This window comes from Paraflavisolibacter caeni (assembly GCF_025628885.1).
Taxonomy (GTDB): Bacteria; Bacteroidota; Bacteroidia; order Chitinophagales; family Chitinophagaceae; genus Flavisolibacter; species Flavisolibacter caeni.
The window spans coordinates 96,375-109,993 of record NZ_JAOTIF010000005.1 but is presented as its reverse complement, the minus strand read 5'-3'; the positions used below and the strand labels follow the sequence as shown (position 1 = coordinate 109,993).

The 13,619-nt window shown below is 38.5% G+C and carries 17 protein-coding genes and 2 tRNA genes; 14 read left to right on the top strand and 5 right to left on the bottom strand.

Annotation, left to right across the window (positions count from 1 at the left end; translation table 11 throughout):
• Nucleotides 1–31 precede the first annotated feature (31 nt).
• The gene (locus OCK74_RS09415) at nucleotides 32–841 is read right to left on the bottom strand and encodes an SDR family oxidoreductase (RefSeq protein ID WP_279296773.1); all 810 of its coding nucleotides are present in this window, start codon (nucleotides 839–841) and stop codon (nucleotides 32–34) included.
• Nucleotides 842–1,135: 294 nt separating this feature from the next.
• Between OCK74_RS09415 and OCK74_RS09410 the strand changes: the two genes are divergently transcribed.
• The 4 genes from OCK74_RS09410 (at nucleotide 1,136) to OCK74_RS09395 (ending at nucleotide 4,545) form a co-directional block, all read left to right on the top strand.
• A tRNA-Lys gene (locus tag OCK74_RS09410) sits at nucleotides 1,136–1,208 on the top strand.
• 102 nt (nucleotides 1,209–1,310) lie between these two features.
• Nucleotides 1,311–1,383: transfer RNA gene (locus tag OCK74_RS09405), tRNA-Lys, on the top strand.
• 295 nt (nucleotides 1,384–1,678) lie between these two features.
• Complete coding sequence (locus OCK74_RS09400; protein ID WP_279296772.1) at nucleotides 1,679–2,935, top strand: site-specific integrase; 1,257 nt, start codon at nucleotides 1,679–1,681, stop codon at nucleotides 2,933–2,935.
• Nucleotides 2,936–3,375: 440 nt separating this feature from the next.
• On the top strand, nucleotides 3,376–4,545 hold the full coding sequence (locus tag OCK74_RS09395; protein ID WP_279296771.1) for a hypothetical protein: 1,170 nt from the start codon (nucleotides 3,376–3,378) through the stop codon (nucleotides 4,543–4,545).
• A gap of 89 nt (nucleotides 4,546–4,634) precedes the next feature.
• On the opposite strand, the gene OCK74_RS09390 is transcribed toward OCK74_RS09395, so the two are convergent.
• Nucleotides 4,635–4,859: a hypothetical protein gene (locus OCK74_RS09390; protein ID WP_279296770.1), complete on the bottom strand. Its 225-nt coding sequence runs from the start codon at nucleotides 4,857–4,859 to the stop codon at nucleotides 4,635–4,637.
• 387 nt (nucleotides 4,860–5,246) lie between these two features.
• On the opposite strand from OCK74_RS09390, the gene OCK74_RS09385 reads away from it, so the two are divergent.
• From OCK74_RS09385 to OCK74_RS09355, 7 genes are all read left to right on the top strand, one after another.
• Complete coding sequence (locus tag OCK74_RS09385) at nucleotides 5,247–5,510, top strand: helix-turn-helix domain-containing protein (protein ID WP_279296769.1); 264 nt, start codon at nucleotides 5,247–5,249, stop codon at nucleotides 5,508–5,510.
• A 24-nt stretch (nucleotides 5,511–5,534) separates the two neighbouring features.
• A complete protein-coding gene (locus OCK74_RS09380) occupies nucleotides 5,535–6,443 on the top strand; it encodes a hypothetical protein (RefSeq protein WP_279296768.1) in 909 nt (302 codons plus the stop codon).
• Nucleotides 6,385–7,047 carry a hypothetical protein gene (locus tag OCK74_RS09375; RefSeq protein WP_279296767.1) on the top strand — a complete coding sequence of 221 codons (663 nt, stop codon included), beginning with the start codon at nucleotides 6,385–6,387 and terminating at the stop codon, nucleotides 7,045–7,047. The genes OCK74_RS09380 and OCK74_RS09375 overlap by 59 nt, the downstream gene beginning before the upstream one ends.
• 166 nt (nucleotides 7,048–7,213) lie before the next feature.
• Nucleotides 7,214–7,555 (top strand): type II toxin-antitoxin system RelE/ParE family toxin, encoded by a 342-nt coding sequence (locus OCK74_RS09370; protein ID WP_279296766.1) that lies wholly within the window; start codon nucleotides 7,214–7,216, stop codon nucleotides 7,553–7,555.
• Between the two features lie 46 nt (nucleotides 7,556–7,601).
• Entirely contained in the window at nucleotides 7,602–8,690 is a 1,089-nt protein-coding gene (locus tag OCK74_RS09365; protein WP_279296765.1) for a HigA family addiction module antitoxin, read from the top strand.
• Between the two features lie 152 nt (nucleotides 8,691–8,842).
• Nucleotides 8,843–9,460 carry a hypothetical protein gene (locus tag OCK74_RS09360; RefSeq protein WP_279296764.1) on the top strand — a complete coding sequence of 206 codons (618 nt, stop codon included), beginning with the start codon at nucleotides 8,843–8,845 and terminating at the stop codon, nucleotides 9,458–9,460.
• Between the two features lie 4 nt (nucleotides 9,461–9,464).
• Nucleotides 9,465–10,475: a Kiwa anti-phage protein KwaB-like domain-containing protein gene (locus OCK74_RS09355; protein WP_279296763.1), complete on the top strand. Its 1,011-nt coding sequence runs from the start codon at nucleotides 9,465–9,467 to the stop codon at nucleotides 10,473–10,475.
• Nucleotides 10,476–10,974: 499 nt separating this feature from the next.
• Here the strand turns inward: OCK74_RS09355 and OCK74_RS09350 are convergent, their stop codons facing one another.
• Together OCK74_RS09350 and OCK74_RS09345 are read right to left on the bottom strand one after the other, a co-directional pair.
• A complete protein-coding gene (locus OCK74_RS09350; RefSeq protein WP_279296762.1) occupies nucleotides 10,975–11,223 on the bottom strand; it encodes a hypothetical protein in 249 nt (82 codons plus the stop codon).
• 11 nt (nucleotides 11,224–11,234) lie between these two features.
• Nucleotides 11,235–11,516: a hypothetical protein gene (locus OCK74_RS09345; protein ID WP_279296761.1), complete on the bottom strand. Its 282-nt coding sequence runs from the start codon at nucleotides 11,514–11,516 to the stop codon at nucleotides 11,235–11,237.
• 410 nt (nucleotides 11,517–11,926) lie between these two features.
• Between OCK74_RS09345 and OCK74_RS09340 the strand changes: the two genes are divergently transcribed.
• Together OCK74_RS09340 and OCK74_RS09335 are read left to right on the top strand one after the other, a co-directional pair.
• Nucleotides 11,927–12,091: a hypothetical protein gene (locus tag OCK74_RS09340; protein ID WP_279296760.1), complete on the top strand. Its 165-nt coding sequence runs from the start codon at nucleotides 11,927–11,929 to the stop codon at nucleotides 12,089–12,091.
• 232 nt (nucleotides 12,092–12,323) lie between these two features.
• Nucleotides 12,324–12,530: a hypothetical protein gene (locus OCK74_RS09335; RefSeq protein ID WP_279296759.1), complete on the top strand. Its 207-nt coding sequence runs from the start codon at nucleotides 12,324–12,326 to the stop codon at nucleotides 12,528–12,530.
• Nucleotides 12,531–12,670: 140 nt separating this feature from the next.
• Here the strand turns inward: OCK74_RS09335 and OCK74_RS09330 are convergent, their stop codons facing one another.
• A complete protein-coding gene (locus OCK74_RS09330; RefSeq protein ID WP_279296758.1) occupies nucleotides 12,671–12,961 on the bottom strand; it encodes a hypothetical protein in 291 nt (96 codons plus the stop codon).
• Nucleotides 12,962–13,168: 207 nt separating this feature from the next.
• Here OCK74_RS09330 and OCK74_RS09325 point away from each other — a divergent pair, with 207 nt between their 5' ends.
• Complete coding sequence (locus tag OCK74_RS09325; RefSeq protein WP_279296757.1) at nucleotides 13,169–13,531, top strand: hypothetical protein; 363 nt, start codon at nucleotides 13,169–13,171, stop codon at nucleotides 13,529–13,531.
• Nucleotides 13,532–13,619: the final 88 nt, after the last annotated feature.

Genomic DNA, 13,619 nt, shown 5'->3' with positions numbered 1-13,619 from the left:
AGTAAAATGAATGGGTAATTGAAAAAGTTCTTTATTTAATCAGCTTTCCGTCTTTGAAGAAAAATCTTTTTACCAGTCTGTCTGTAAGGCCGGGAAAAAACTTATTCAGGAAGACTGTTTCTTTTCCCATAAAGGTCATAACCATTGTGCGCTTCTTCTTTTCAATTGCTTTCAAAATATGAACGGCACACTCTTCCGGGCTCATCAGGCCTGATTCATCTAACGGACTTTCTCCTTGTGCATTGCCTTCTTCATTCAAAGCTGCATACCTGATGTTGGATGTTGTATAGCCAGGGCATACCCACATTACATGAACACCTGTACCTAACAATTCTGTACGAAGGGCTTCGAGCCATCCCTGCAAAGCAAATTTGGAAGCTGAGTAGGCGCTGCGTCCAGGTAAACCCCGGTAACCTGCAATAGAAGAAATGCCTACGATTACCCCTTTGCGTTGTATAATTGTATCGAGTGCATGTTTGGTGCAGTAAGCAGCGCCAAAGAAATTAACGTTCATTACATTGCGCATCACTTCTGTCGATGCATCCTGAACCAATGCCTTCATAGAAATGCCCGCATTATTGATGAGGATATCTATGCCACCCATCATTTTAATAGTGGAATGAATAAAGTGGCGGCAGTCGTTTTCTATGCTCACATCTGCAGCTACAGTATGCAGCGGATAGGAGGGGAACCGCGATTGCAGGTGGTAAAGTTTGTCATAATTGCGGCCGCAGGTTGACACTTTGGCGCCCTTGCTTAACAATAATTCAACAAGGGCCTTTCCAATGCCTTCGCTTCCACCGGTTACGGCTACAACTTTATTTTTAAAGAAATCAGACATGGGTGAAAATTAGTTGCGCAAACCTAATTCAAATTCAACATTGTTTCTAAAAAATCAGCGCGATACTATATCTTGAAAACTATATTTTCTATTTCTGAAACTAGCGCTAGCTGTGGGTTTGAGTCAAAGTGTAAAGAATTTTGGAACTGTTGTCCTGTAAGCACTGTAAAAGCATGCTTTGGGGATAATGAGATGATAACTGCATTTTTTTTTGCAGGAATGAAAAAGGGTTCTATATTTGCACTCCCAAACGAAAAATGGCTTAAATAAAGATAGCCAGAACTCAAAATAGATGATTCCGTAGCTCAGTTGGTAGAGCAATACACTTTTAATGTATGGGCCCTGGGTTCGAGTCCCAGCGGGATCACAAACGAAGCAGCCTCTTGAATCACAAGGGGCTGTTTCTTAAATACCGATTTTAATAGAATTGTTTTTTATCTTTTATTTTTTCTAAAACTTAAAAGATATTGATTCCGTAGCTCAGTTGGTAGAGCAATACACTTTTAATGTATGGGCCCTGGGTTCGAGTCCCAGCGGGATCACAAAAGCCTCCACAACGGAGGCTTTTTCATTTCAAATATTATTGATTTTCAAGTATTTCAAAAAATCTTTCATCAATTTAATTCAATCGATTTTAAATAAAATGGTGACCATTTCGGGTACCATTTCTTACCCCTACTTTTAGGTAACCGAAATTGAAGAATAAGGTAACCGAATTGGTTAGAAATAGGTAACCGAATTTGATGAATTGCTTGATGGGCGTGGGTTTATAGAGTTTTGATTAGTGCATAAAACTTCAAAACAAATCAAAATTCGGTTACTTCAAATCACCACATCATGAAAATCAATCAAAACACTGCAATCCTGTTTTGGCTATGTAAAGCCAAACAGTCTGAAGATGGAAAAATCCCCATTTATTGCCGCATCACTGTCGAAGGAAAGAGAGCCGAGTTCTCCACAGGCAAAAAGATCAAAGCAGATAATTGGAGCTCAAAGTCCGGAGAAGCCAAAGGCTTTAGTGAAGAAGCTGTCACTATCAACCGCGAATTACGAAAGATCAAAGCAGGCCTCCAAAAAACTTACGACCAGCTTGATGCCACCCATGAAAGGGTAACAGCTGAAATGCTCAAAAACACCTATCTCGGCATAGGGCCCCGCAACAAAACCATCAATGAAGTGTTCGCAGAGTATAATAAGATATTAAAGGAAAGGGCAGAAGCCAAAGAGCCCACGCTGAAGGTGAAGACTTGGCAGCGCTTCGAAATCACCAAACAAAAAGTAATTGACTTTCTGAAACACAAATATTCCAATAGCCAGAAATTGATCAGCGAAATCAAAAACACCTTTGGCGATGATTTCAAGCATTATCTCACTACTGTCGATAACATTGGCATGAACACAGCCATGAAGTATCTGAAAAATACAAAGCAGGTGTTTCACTATGCTGTCCTACAGGAATATATCCCCACTTCTCCCATGGCTGCTTTCAAGTGCTCCTATAAAAATCCGAAGAGAGAACGCCTCACCTGGCAAGAGTTGGTTGGACTGTACGAAACCCCCATGACTGTTGCCCGTTTGGAAGAAGTCAGAGATGTTTATGTATTCAGTTGCTTCACCGGGTATGCCTATATAGATGTTTATAAACTAACACCCGAGAACGTAGTCCCATGGATCGATGGCTCCAAATGGATGATCAGGGACCGTTACAAAAACGATAATAAATCCAATGTGCCCCTAATGGAAATTCCCTTGGCCATCATCGAAAAGTACAGGAGTCATCCTTATTGCCAGGCTTATAATAAACTATTGCCGGTAAACAGCAACCAGCGTTACAACGCATACCTCAAAGAAATTGCAGCTATTGCCGGCATCAACAAAAATCTCACCACCCACACAGCCAGGCATACTTTCGCCACCACTGTTTTACTCGAGAACGATTGTCCTATTGAATCAGCCAGCGAAATGCTCGGCCATAATTCCATTCGTACCACCCAGATCTACGCCAAAACAACCGATGTAAAAGTGAGCAGGAACATGAAAGAGGTAAGAGCAAAAATTACGGGCAAACTGCAAATAGGGAAAACCGGTAGCTAGCTATTAAACCAAACTTTATTAATAAATAAAGATAGCTCAATACCAATTTCCAATTCTATACAAACCTGTCTCTTTTATCTTTAAAAAAAATTATAAGGTAAATGAGCAGGTTTTTTATAAAGTATAATATATTTAACGCCCGTTTGGTTGCCATATAGACATTAGCCTTCTGAAACAAACCATCATTTCCCTTCATCCGTAACCAAATTGTTTGAATGCCAATGTAGCTGACCTACCCTGAAACAACCCTTTAGGGACCAATCCAACATGCAACTAGGTTGTCCCTGCCTGAATTCACAACTAGCTCGCCAGATTATTTCATCAATCCCTTACAGGTTTGATAAGGTAATTTTTGCTTCTTCACTAAACAGTGAACAAGGCTCAATTCTATTGAAACAAAAAACGAAACGATAAAGCAACCATCACTAAACTGAGACAAATTGAAAAATTCATTAGAAAAGCTATATTATTTGATTAATGTACGGATTAACCCTGTAAACACAGAAGGAATTGATGCCTCTTGTCGTTTTTTAGAGATTTGGATAAATGAAGCAACTTCAGAAACTGAAAGCATTAGAACTTACTTGCTTAAAAAGTCTGTAGACATCGAAAATGAAAAATCCTTTGTACTCCTTGTATGTCAATGCCAGTCGGCAATGATACGCATGCTGGACAAAGTCTTTGCTTATATTCTGCAAGATGCCGCTTCTGAGTTAAATAGTATGTACGATGCTATATTAAAACGCTTGGAGCATTTGCTGCATTTTATAGAGTCCCATTATCCAAGATACTTCAACAAGGAAGAAAAGGTTCCGGATCATATCCTGGCAGCAACGCGAGCCCAAATCACAAAGGAGCTCGAGTATCTGGAAAAAACGGTTTTTTCAAACATTGATACCAAGCTAAAGAAAATATTGTGCTTCCATTTGCAAAAGTTTATCCAAAGTAACGGCGAAGACATTGTCTGCTATAAAAGAATAGCATACATGAAAGACCTGTTAACAGAGATAAAAGAAATACCCTTAGACTCCCAATACACCTCCCAGCTCCTGATGGATCTGTTGATTTATATGAACTTCAATATTGTTGATCTGCTAAACTATTATGTGGCTAACCTTCAGGCCTGTACTGCAGCATGCACTACACCCGTTGAGCAGAGAGATGCATTGCTCTCAGCTCTTAAAACTTTAAACCAATTACAGGAAAAACCTGCAGCAGCCTTCATACCTCAGATGAAATGTTTAAAAGAACAAATCGGCACCTGGATCTCAGAGGAAATACACTATTTAGATAAACAACAGGCTTGCTTCAATACCGCTCATGAACATTCACCGCCTGCTCATGATAAAGATGAAGATGACAAGTTACACACCTCCCTTTCTGTCCAACAATTAGCTGTTTTCATAAGAGCTGCTAAAGATGTTGGCATTCTTAACAATAAAAACCAGACAGCTCTTTTGAAAACTATTGCAAAGATTTTCCGAACACCACAAGCAGGCTCTATCTCTGCAGATAGCCTGAGAGTAAAATATTATACACCTGAGACTGCCGCTAAAGATTCCTTAAAAGATCTTTTACTCGAGATGTTCAAAAAAGTTCAATCATACTAGAGCATTCCATTCACCTGTTTCAATTGTCTCTCTCGACCTTCTTGGAAAGGTTCTGTGCACAGTTGCTCTCCGCCACAGTCGGACTGGGGTTATTCTTCCTTCAGGAAATCCATCATATCATGGTCCTGCAGGAAATCTACAATTTCATACTGATGATGGAAATTAAAGGCGGGATAGTCGTGCCATTTATAAACAGGAACATTCAAAAGATCCTGTAATTTCTGATGGCCCTGTCTAATTAAGAGATTTTTCAATTCAGAATTGAAAGAGAGATCTTGAATAGGAGTGTTTAATATTTCCTGTTGGTAGCTCATAAGAAAAAAAGTAAGCGTGGTACACTGACTACGGTCACTGAGGGCCGCCAAGCCCCGACACTACCAATAGCCGTGCCCACGCCGTAGCGTAGGCGACCGGTCTATCTTCTGAGTAGTGTCTAAAAAGTTTGGCGGATTTCAGTAACTCTTCAAATAGCGTTCGCTATCAAATATTTTAATATGGTTTCTTGTCTATGTCATTTCACAAATATAGCATAGCTGAATTCCCAATTCTGAATTTGTTCCTTTTCCATAGTAATCTCATATGAATTTTAAAAATATTTCTCAGACCCATACTGCATTTTACGGGGGTACTGTTACCCCTGCTACCCCTTTGATATTCTTAAAAAACTTCTCTTTGCTCATCACTAAAACAAAATAAATATTATGGCAGTAGAAATTTTAACCCGGCACGATTTGATGTTATTTAAAGAGGATTTAATAAGCGAGCTCAAGCAGATTTTCAGCAAAGAGCAGGCGGCACAGAAAAAGTGGCTCAAGTCTGATGAAGTACGCAGACTACTTAAAGTTTCTCCAGGGACATTGCAAACCCTGCGCATTAATGGTACCCTTCAATATACCAAAATAGGAGGGATCATCTATTACGACTACGATCACATCCAATCTTTACTGAATAAGCCAAAAAGATAAAATTTAAAACCACAAACTACCAATTTGAACTATATCTCTCACCTCAATAACTTCTTTGAGCGCGTAAAAGAAGACCAAAAGCTTTCTCCGCTTCATGTAAGTCTTTACCTGGCATTGTTTCACTACTGGAACGTACACCGGTTTGACAACCTCTTCCCGGTTTACAGAGATGATCTGATGCAGCTTAGTAAGATCGGATCCAAAAACACCTATCACAAATGCATCAAGGAATTACACCAGGAAGGTTACATCCTGTATTACCCGGCGCCATTTAAGTACCTGCCGGTAGCTGTCACTATGATAAGGTTTGATAAGGAAGTAGACAAAAATAGTTATCAACAACTCGACATGTTTAGTCCCAAAAGTGGTACATGTAAAGCTTCATCAACAAGTACCGAATTTGATACTAGTCATGTACCGAATTTGACCGTTGCTAGTATCAAAAATGATACTAGACAAGTATCAAAAGTGGTACTCCTTTATAAACATATAAACTTTAAACAGTTAAACAGTGTGTGTAACACACCCACAAAAAAAAATAAAAAAAATAATGTGGAAAAAAACAAATCCGGAACTTCTTCACTTACTCATTTAGCAAAAAATCAAAAACAACCCAGGACGCCCCGCGCCGAAAATCCGGAACATGTAATAAAACCACCCACGCAGAAGAAAGGGCAGGAGAGAGCCGGTCCCTCACTTTCGGAAGTGGAAGCTTTTTTCCGCCAGCACAACTACCCACTTCCGGAAGCTAAGAAGTTCTTCTACTACAACCAGGGCAAGGCCTGGATGCTCAGTGAAACACTTCCGGTCACAGACTGGCAATCTATTGCACACAAATGGATGCTCAATATCAAACCGCAAAAACAAAACAACAATGATCGAACCCAATACCTCCATACCCCACGAGATAAAAACTATTCAGAGCCACTATGATTACACAATCTACTGGCTACTGATCGAAAAGAAAGGCAAAGAAATCTATCATCCAAAGTTCAAACTCTATGAAGAAGACACTGCCACTATCCTGCAGCTGCTCATTTACTTCCTGCAAGACGCTCCGCTGGCTCAAAAATACAAGATCGACCTGCGGAAAGGGATAATCCTTACCGGGCCTGTAGGCTGCGGAAAAACAACGCTAATGACGCTCATGAACCAATTGCTCCTTACGCACCATCGGCATTTAGTTAAAGCCTGCCGTGAAATCGCCTTTGAATTTGGAGTCGAAGGCTTCGAAGCCATTCTGCGCTACACCCGCAAATCCTTCAACCAATACAGCGAAACCAATGTCACCTATTGCTTCGACGACCTCGGCCTCGAGCCAGTGGTTCAATACTTCGGTACCTCCTGTAATGTCATGGCCGAAATCCTGCTTTCTCGCTACGACCTATTTATCCGCTTCAAAATGTTCACACATATCACCACCAACCTAAACAGTCAGGATATTGAAAGTTTCTATGGCAACCGGGTCCGCAGCCGCTGTCGGGAAATGTTCAATCTGATCTCCTTTGATATGAGTTCTTTGGACAAACGATCATAAAAAAATATTAGAGTATTGTATTTTACTCATGAGTTTGTTACTCATTTTGCTATATACTTGCTTTTTTTTAAGACGAATCTACCTTTCAGTAATTATTCTTGGATGCGCTAATCTTCTAAAAAAATAATTTACACTTTCTGTTAACTAAAATATTTATACTTTTGCAGTGAATATTACTTTTGCCGATAAAAACCTAGGAAAACTTGCTAATGACGATAGGAAAAGGGTGCAAAAGCTTGGAAAGTTGAGAGCGGATTTATTAAAGCTTCGCTTAAACCAACTGGCTTCTGCTACAACTCTAGAAGATGTAAGGCATTTGCCAGGAAAATATCACGAATTAAAAGATGACAGAAAAGGTCAATGGGCTTGTGACTTGGATCAACCTTATCGTCTGATATTTAAACCTCACGAGAATCCAATCCCTACAGATCCTGATGGCAAATACATTTGGATTGAAATTACCGGGGTAGAAGTAATAGAGATCACTAACTATCATAAAGAAAAATAATCCAAGCAATTGTCCGCTAATAATACCATTTAAATTGTAGATCCCTATGGCAAAGAGAAACGAATACTTTCCGCAATCAGTACCTCATCCCGGGGAGACTTTAAGTGAAAAGTTAGACGAATTAGGCATGGGGCCTAAAGAGTTTGCTGTGCGTACAGGCAAGCCTGAGAAAACCATTACAGCAATACTAAAGGGAGAGAGTTCTGTAACAGCCGATATGGCAGTATTGTTTGAAGACGTACTTAAAATACCTGCCCATTTTTGGCTCAACAACCAACGCAATTATGACGAGTACTTAGCCCGGGAAAAAAGAAAGGCTGTCATTGAAGAAGCTGTTTCCTGGGCTAGGTTATTTCCTGTTGCAGATATGGTAAAAAAAAGCTGGCTCACCTCAGGTACTACCATTCAGGAAAAAGCAGCAGCAATGCTTTCCTTTTTTGGCTTTTCATCTCATGCTGCCTGGGAAGATTATTATTTTAAACAACAGTTGAAAGTCGCTTTCCGTATTTCTTTGGCCAATACAAATGAACCTTATTCCATTTCAGCCTGGCTGCGCAAGGGCGAGTTGCAGGCTGCTGAACTGGAAGCAAATCCCTACGATGAAAAGGCCTTCAAGGAAGCCTTGCCAGTGTTGAAAACGATCATGGCAACACATCCTGCCAACTTTTTTGATCAATTACAAACCATATGCTTGAGTGCTGGAGTGAAAGTGGTGCATACGCCTTGTTTGCCCAAAGCGCCAATTAACGGTTCTACCCGTTGGTTAAACGATACCCCCCTCATTCAATTGTCTTGCAGGTATAACCGTAATGATGGCTTTTGGTTTACCTTTTTTCATGAGGCAGGTCATATTCTTTTACATGGTAAAAAGGATATATTCTTGGAAAAGGTTGAATATTCTGAAAAAGACAAGGTAAAGGAGCAGCAGGCAGATGACTTTGCTGTCAGATGGACGCTAAAGGAAGAAGAAGAAGAGGAAATAGTAGCAGCCGCACCCTTAAGTGAACAGGATATAACTTCCTTTGCAACAAAGTTTAATACGCACCCAGCTATTATCATCGGGCGTCTGCAATTTAAAAAATTGATACCCTATTCATTAGGCAGAGAATTCTTTGAGCCTGTTGTCTTTGAATAAAATAACATGCTGTCCGACAGGGGTTGCCCAGCAAACTTTTGTTGCGTTAAAAGAAAAACTGGATCAACTCAAAACCCTTCACCAACAAACCCAAAAGGAGCTTGAGGATCTTTTCCCGGCTTTATTAAATAAATACTTTAGCGAATAATCTATTGGCGCAAAGACAATACGATATAGTTAATTTAAAGAGATTATCACTTTTTACGTTGTTTATCACATCGTATATACCATTGTTCGCTCTGGTTATTTTCAGGCAATTTTATAACAATTGGGAGTTCTTGCATTGGGGTGGTCTTAGCATTGATTCCTTACATGTTTTTGTAAAGAAGTTTGGAGTATCTACTGTACTGTTGATGCTCTCGGTCATTGGCTTGTTAGGCTATTTCATCACCTTTAGTAATATAAGAGCAAATGCAGCCAATGGCGCTTTAGTGCTGTTGAAAGATGTGAAAAATAAAAACAGTGAAGCGATTGGATATATTGCCACATACATTATCCCATTCCTGTTTCAAAACTTTGAAACCCCTTACGAAATCTTCGCGTTCTCATTTTTGTTGTTTATTATTTATCGTATTTACATCAATTCAAACATGCTGCTAATAAATCCATTACTTACGATGCGGTATGCCATTTATGAAATTGAATACGAATCAAGAAAAAAGAAGTGTAACGGTCTTGTGGTAACAAAAGAAAAATTCCTGCCCGATGACACTGAAGTAAAACTCTATGAAATAGGGCATAAACTATACTTTTTAACAGTTAACGAATAAGTTTATGACTTTCTCAGACTTGCACACAATCGTATCCGATGTAAAAGCTACAAACATCAAATTGAACCTTATTGTAAGAAACTTAAAAGAAGGCGTAAAAGCAAAGGACAGGGTTTTAGATAAGTATGCTTTCACTGCCTACCAGGTTGAAATTGAGGACGAATTACGAGAATTCTTTCATGAGCTTACTTTACAACAATTAGAATTACTTGATAAAGAGGATACATCGCTCCAGCCTTATGACCCCATTACTGATGATACACAAAAAGTGTGTACATATCAAATGGAGAATAAAGCATTGTCGTTTTCGGACGTAGTAGTAAATCAATTAACGGGTACTCCTCCACGCTTAAAAAGCTTGGATGAAATCTTTAAATATGGTGAACTATGGGCTTATTGCGTCGGCTTTGCCATTAATCACGAATCTGCGCTCTATACATTTAGAAAAACTTCCCAAAGCAAAATAGCTGTTGAGGCTTCAGAAAATCCGGAAAAGAATATACTTAGGAGGAGCTTTAATGCAGTATTTAATACAAATACATCTAAGCTTGAACCTCTTCATGGTCAGGTGATAAACATGGATAAAAAACTCGACTGCATTTTTTATGATTCTACTTTTTATGTAACGCAGAAAACCAATTTTGAACATATTATTGGCATGTCCGAGGAGTTCAAGCAAGCTTCAACTGAGTTCATTGACGAATTAGAGGCTACCAGCCAATTTGAGGGTTTAGATGTACTAAGAAAGCAAGTTGACGAGAATCCAACAATCCATAGAAAGCTTTCCCGTCTTGCTAAACTAAAAAATCATAAGGATCTTAAGCCAGAAACCATTCTAAACATGCAGGAAGCAGTTAAATTGGAAAAAAAAGAACTGAAAATAAAAGACGGCAAGTTTCACTTAGAAAACGATTCTGATATAGATCTAATGATAAAACTTCTAATGGATTATTACAAGCTTGGTCTGGTTTTTAATAAAAGCTATGGATCATTTTCAGGTAGAGTTTTAAACTAGAGTTAAAAGACTACTCAACAAAAATGAATTATAATTAGAAATAGCTTCTTATATCATTTATAATACTTGGAACTTTGGATAAAGTATTTCTGACAATATCGCTATTTTTTTCATTCTCTAGAACTACAGATTTAATGTTTTGAAACTGATATACTAGAGCACTGTTTTGCGTTTGAGGATAATAGTTCAGGATCGAAATGCACTCATCTAACCTAATTAGTCCTTGTCTAGCAATATCATTGACAAATGGAAGATCAAAAAAATATGCATTTATTTCGGAAAGTTTAAAAACATGCTCATTTTTCATTTTCATAAAGGCAAAATAATTAAATTGTTATCACTTCTCCAATATTGTACATTACATACTGCATCAGTATAACAAAATTTATATAACCAAATGTTGAAATTACATTTTGGTTGTATGCTCCTATAGCTTGTGTTTTGTCTTTAAATATTTATTCCATGGATCTAATTGTGAATCAATTTATGTTTCGGGCAACTACTTCAAAGCTTCATCAATAATACTGGCAATTGCTTGTATTAATCCTCCATCAATCTCTCCTTCCATTCCTCCGGGTATAACTACCATTTGATACCTCCCATCCACTTCCTCCTCAAACACAATTTCCCCACCATCCACCTTCACTTTAATCTTATACCCATACCTTCCCTTTCCCTTCAGCAGCTTGCCTCTAAATTCCAATTGCTCTCCCTTATATTCTACTGGTATAATCAACCATCCTTTCATAATCCATTGTTTTAAAAAGGATCAACGCCAAACCCTATACACTCCCAAATCAAATCATCCAGCGACATACTCTTCAAATCCTTTGCCTTTAATTCTTCCAATTGAAAACAAGGTGAGTGGATGTAATAAATCACATAGTCTTTCAGCCATTGTATTTCCTCCGCCGTTGTCTCATTTTTACAATTCCGAAGAAAGATACTTTCAATAGATTCACCCTTTATAAAGAATCTCCTGGTATGCATAGGAAAACCATTAGGGTAGATTGGCTCACCGTTTAGTGTAGGATAAACCATAAGCTTTGATTTAGTTAGTATAATGGTATAATGAATTAAATGCAATATAGTACGTCCTTACTTTCGGACTTTAACCGAATCGATCGTATGAGCATATCTTGATTAAAATCATATTCCGGAGACCTACTGAAATGAAAGAGCACACCTTTGCCTCCAAGCAACACCTGCAAACTGCATTTCCTTGGCCACTATAAATACCAGGTACAACAACTCTTAGCAGCAAACTAAAACCTGCAACAAACAACTAACCGGCCAGCGCTTTTTCAATTAAAAATTTCTTTACGGGCAAGTTAGCAAGCCTCACCACACCCCGGCTGCGCAGCATAAACACAAATCTCAAGGCACAAAGGCCATCATTTATACTGCAACCCGACACGGCTTGCTGTAAACCTGCCCTAAAATTTTTAATAATGAAAAAGCTTCTTCCCGCCCGTCAGCGTCGTTTCTCCAGTGCAGTTTTAGTAAACAACTATTCAGAAGCAGGCCTTCAGTTCCTGGTCTTCAAGTATCGCCAGTGCCGCTATTATGTCCATGTTTGCAAGCTCTATGCTTTTATCAGCGAGTTGCCTTTTTAGGCAGCTTGCTTCAAGGCAAGTCCCAGCAAATTCTTAAATCAGAAATTAATACACTCTCATCCCCAATATCCGTCAACAGCCCTCATTTAATTTAGTAGATTTTAATTGACGCTAATCATTGTCAGACTCAATTTTCAATTTTACTTTTATCTCATGCTATTGAATTTAGCAGTTAGTTTTGGTAACCGGCTCCACTTTCCAGCGGAGCTTTTTTTATGCCTACATTCGCGCCATGAATGAGCATGACTTAGTAACCATTGATCCTTCCATACTAGAGGATCCTTCCACCAAATCCAACCACCACTTATTTAAAAGGATTATTGCACAAAAGGAGAGAGGCACTATTCAACACCTGGACATCGAAAAATCAAAAGAGCTAAAGGCTAAACTCTACTGGGTGAAGTTTTACGTAGCAGCTATTAGGATCGATGAAAAATAACTGGTGAAATCAGAAGAATAGTACTTGCAATTATCAATACCCGAATTTATCTTGTTGGCTTGATTAGGACATTTATAAATAGGCCCGTTGTTCATCAACGGGCTATTTTTATAGTTGAGAGCCAATTTAATCAGATGGTTCTATCTGTTGAAATAATCTCTCCGCCTCAATGCCGGTACAAAAGGCTTATCCTCCGGCCATTTCTTTGCTTCCCTTTTCTTTTTGGATGCTTCAAAATACTTCCTTACAGCAGTACTCGTCTTTGATATCATCTGCACCTCCACATCAATCAAATCCCTTCTATAGGTTTCCTCCGCCTTCACCCGCATGATATGTTGCACTGCATCCACATTATAGTTCTCGATCTGCCGGATCCCCGTATAAGGTTCCCGTCGCCGACTGGTCCATATCACAATTCTATAATAAGGCAAGTGCTAAATATATTAGCAAAGCTATGGCAATCTCTGAAAAACAGTAAAACTTTGTCTCATAAAAAAACCGGTTATTCATCTGTAACAAACATTGTATATATACATATATAATACGTATCTTACCTTCAATGCTTGCTTCATGGGCTTTTAATTACTTAAATAAGGCGCAAATCAATAAATTAATGTTTTGATTAACTTTACGCCGATATGAAGCAACTATTGGCATTTTTGGTCTTACTGGTGCACATGAACTTTTTTATGTTCATGCCGCAGGCTAATGAAGTAGATCAATATAGTTCCAATGGAGTTGAAGTAGATGATATTAATTCTTTTGCAGAATATATTGATCAGATAGTATTAGGAAACAAAGACTGCACTCCGGAAGATGAGGATGATGATAGTGCTCGCAATTTCCAATTGATTCAAACTGATCTCTTTTCCTTCATACAACAGTTTGTCGAGTTCAATAATCCTTACAACAATCTTAAAAAAAACAATTTTCCTCCTTTCATAGAACAGAGATTTACCTCTATATATTACGATATACAAGCGCCTCCTCCAAGAGTTTGATTTTTTCATTCCTTAAATCCATTTACCATATTCAGATATTGATCATCAATATCTGATATTGTTGTTTACTGTATTGCATAAATTTTAT